At 50.2% G+C, this 3,068-nt stretch carries 3 protein-coding genes; 1 reads left to right on the top strand and 2 read right to left on the bottom strand.

Annotated features, from left to right (window positions below; genetic code table 11):
- The coding region (locus BLR50_RS14620; protein WP_205408722.1) for a hypothetical protein at positions 1-191 on the bottom strand (191 nt) is incomplete at its 3' end.
- Between the two features lie 738 nt (positions 192-929).
- Between BLR50_RS14620 and BLR50_RS14155 the strand changes: the two genes are divergently transcribed.
- Entirely contained in the window at positions 930-1,979 is a 1,050-nt protein-coding gene (locus BLR50_RS14155; RefSeq protein WP_092643790.1) for a 3D domain-containing protein, read from the top strand.
- Positions 1,980-2,117: 138 nt separating this feature from the next.
- On the opposite strand, the gene BLR50_RS14150 is transcribed toward BLR50_RS14155, so the two are convergent.
- Complete coding sequence (locus tag BLR50_RS14150) at positions 2,118-2,495, bottom strand: winged helix-turn-helix transcriptional regulator (protein WP_092643787.1); 378 nt, start codon at positions 2,493-2,495, stop codon at positions 2,118-2,120.
- Positions 2,496-3,068: the final 573 nt, after the last annotated feature.

Genomic DNA, 3,068 nt, shown 5'->3' with positions numbered 1-3,068 from the left:
GGGCGAAGCCCCCGAACATTCCTCCCCCTCCCGCGCAGGAAACCCAAGAAAACCGAAACGCCACGGCGCGGGAGGGGGTTGGGGGTGGGCTTTTGTAAGGCGATGCCCATTAGCGGCTCAAAGGTGGCTGTTGTATTGGCGGAGCGGTTAAGACCGTTTTCTACAAACGACAGCACCCCTGCAGGGGCCAACTGTGCTTACCCGTGAATTAAAGCAAAACGGTATCAATAACCTCTGGAGACCGCAGGTCTCCCCTACAACAAAATCAGTCAGTGCTCGGATTGACCGGGACGTCGACACCTGCATTCTTATTTGACAAAAAGACTGCTTTCTTCCCGCTTTATATACGCAAAAACGAAAACGTTCTAGTTTGGTGAATATGCACAGTAATGAAAGTAAAGAAGCCTGGGCAGGCGCGGGAGCAAACAATAAAACAATCGGCAAAAGTGTTAAAAATATCACATGCGTTTCTATGTTTTAGTGCATGGATAAGCCATCCTTTGGAATTATAATTTCCAAATTAGTGCTTGACGAGGTTCCCATATCTGGAAGCGCAGACGATGGAATTAATATGAAAATGTAACTATTGCATAATAAGTTTGGTAATATTACACGCTTGTATGTGCAACATGACAACAAGTGAAGTTTGTGCAATTTGACTAATAAATTGTTGGGATTGCCTTAAAATTTTTAAAATCGGAACAATCATTCGACGGAGAACCTGTTAAACCTTGGAAATATTAACGCGAAATCGCGGTTTTTTGATTATGTTCGTTTGGCCCTTGGCGTTTGACAAAGACTGCTTCCAACGAATATAATTTGAGCAGCGAATCAAAACCCAATATTCAAACAGTTGGGGAGTCGATTGTTTATATAGATTTAAAATCAAAAATGCAATTGATCAATCCATGGTTTGAAGGGGCAATTAAATGATATTAGTTAAGCGAAGCATGATGGCGATTAGCCGCTACTTTAACAGCAGGGCTTTTGCAGTGAGTGTTTTGGCGATTATATTGGCGACGGCTATCTACTCCATGACAACGATGACCAACGCCATAAGCATTCGGGACGGACTGGACGTTCGTTATGTCTTCACACAGAAAAAGAATGTGAGCGACATCTTAAACGAACAGGGCATACAAACCATTAAGCGCGACCGGGTGGAGTTTAACGGCTTCTCGGGCAAATACGGCGAGATTACCATTAACCGCGCCTTCCCCCTAACCATTACAGCCGACGGCAGCCGCCGCGAGCTGTTTGTGCTGGGCGGCACGGTAAAGGATGCCGTTGCGCAGGCGGGCATTACCCTTGGGCCGGACGATATTATCAATCTTCCGCTGACCAAGGACGCTGCCGAGAACGACAACATCGTAATCAATCGCGTACAGTATAGAACCTTTGAAAAAACAGAGGTTATTGAACACAGGGTGATTGACAAGGAATCCCCGCTCATCAGAACCGGCACCTCCCGCAGGCTCTCGAAGGGGCATGACGGCGAGAAGGTGCTGACCATTCAGGAGAAGTACATTGACGGAAAGCTGAAGGAAACCAACATATTAGATGAGAGGATCACCAAGGAAGCCGAAGAATCGGTAATGCTGCGCGGAGCCAAGGTACCGGAGTCTCCGCTGGAACTGCCCGCCGAGTTTGCGCTCGACGACGACGGCGTTCCCACCAATTATAAAACGGTTCTCACCAATCAGATTGCCACCGCGTACAGCTGCAAGCCCGGCATGTGGGGCGCCAGCGGTCTGCCCGCCGTAACAGGCTATGTGGCGGTTGACCCCACCGTTATCCCTTACGGAACCAAGCTGTACATTGCAACGCCGGATAACAAGTTTGTTTACGGCTACTGCATTGCCGGCGATACAGGAACAGGACTGCGTGACGGCGTTATTAACGTAGACCTGATGTTTGATTCCTATTTCGAGAGCACACTGTTTGGCAGAAAAACCGTGAACATCTATATCCTTGAATAACCGTCCACTGCAAAAGCGACAAACTATCATAAAATCCCGGGGAAGTGCGCACATCCCCGGGACTTTTTTATGTTTAGTGGGCGCTTGTGAATAATAGCAGCGCCTTACCCTTTTAAGTTGACTGGTAAAGGAGGCACCTTAAAAGAGGGTGAAGGCCCTGGCCTCCTCCGCCGTTGTTTCGAAGCCGAGGGCGTCGCGCGTCATGTTCTCCTTGCCCCAGTCGTACATCTGGGCGATCATCGGCTGCAGGGTATTGCCGAGGGGGGTGAGGGAATAATCCACCCGCGGGGGAATCTGGCGGTACTCCTTGCGCTGGATCAGCCCGTCGAGCTCCAGCTCTTTTAACTGCATACTGAGCATCTTGTGGGTAATCCCCGTTACGCTGCGCTTGAGCTCCCCGTAGCGCATCACCCTTTGGGTGAGCAAAAAGTAGAGGATTAAGAGCTTCCATTTGCCGCTTACAAGGGCCAGGGTGTATTCAAGGGGCAGGCTTTCGTTTTGCTGAATGGATGGCATAGTGTTTCGCGCTCCTTTATTATTACGGGTTAATCATTATAGTTTGACCGCCTAAAGCTTTGGGGTATAGCGGGCGGCGGTGCACACATAGATTACCAAGTATTAACAGTATACCAAATGTGGTAATAATTGTAAACCCTCAAAGGCTATTTTGTGGAGGTTTTTTATGTAGGCGTACAGGAAGGGCATCATCACAAGCGGGGTGCAATACCCGATATTGCGCGGGGTTCAGCTTGTGTGGCAGAATTACCGCGGGCGAACACAGTTCGCCCCTACGGCCTTCCGATAGCGTATTTGTAGGGGCGGCAATCGGAAGGCCGCAGTATTTTTATAGCGTTCGGCAGAGCCGCGGACGCGCAATGCGCGCCCCTACATTCCCACCGTGGATTTGGTTGCAGGCCGCGTGACGTCGAGGACGCCGCCTTCTACATCCCGACGCGGGGCGGCGAATATAGGGGGGTAAGCGTTCGGGGGCGTCAGCCCCCGAACAGTTTTCCCCCTCCCGCATAATAGAATCTTGGACAATATGCGCCTTGAAATGCGGGAGGGGGTTGGGGGTGGGTTCCCGCAAGG

The organism is Acetanaerobacterium elongatum (assembly GCF_900103835.1).
GTDB classification, from domain to species: Bacteria; Bacillota; Clostridia; order Oscillospirales; family Ruminococcaceae; genus Acetanaerobacterium; species Acetanaerobacterium elongatum.
This window is presented reverse-complemented; position numbering and strand designations above follow the sequence as displayed.

Bases quoted from the DNA above. Each gene is read 5' to 3' on its own strand.
- BLR50_RS14155 (WP_092643790.1), top strand. From the start codon at position 930: ATGATATTAGTTAAGCGAAGCATGATGGCGATTAGCCGCTACTTTAAC.
- BLR50_RS14150 (WP_092643787.1), bottom strand. From the start codon at position 2,495: ATGCCATCCATTCAGCAAAACGAAAGCCTGCCCCTTGAATACACCCTG.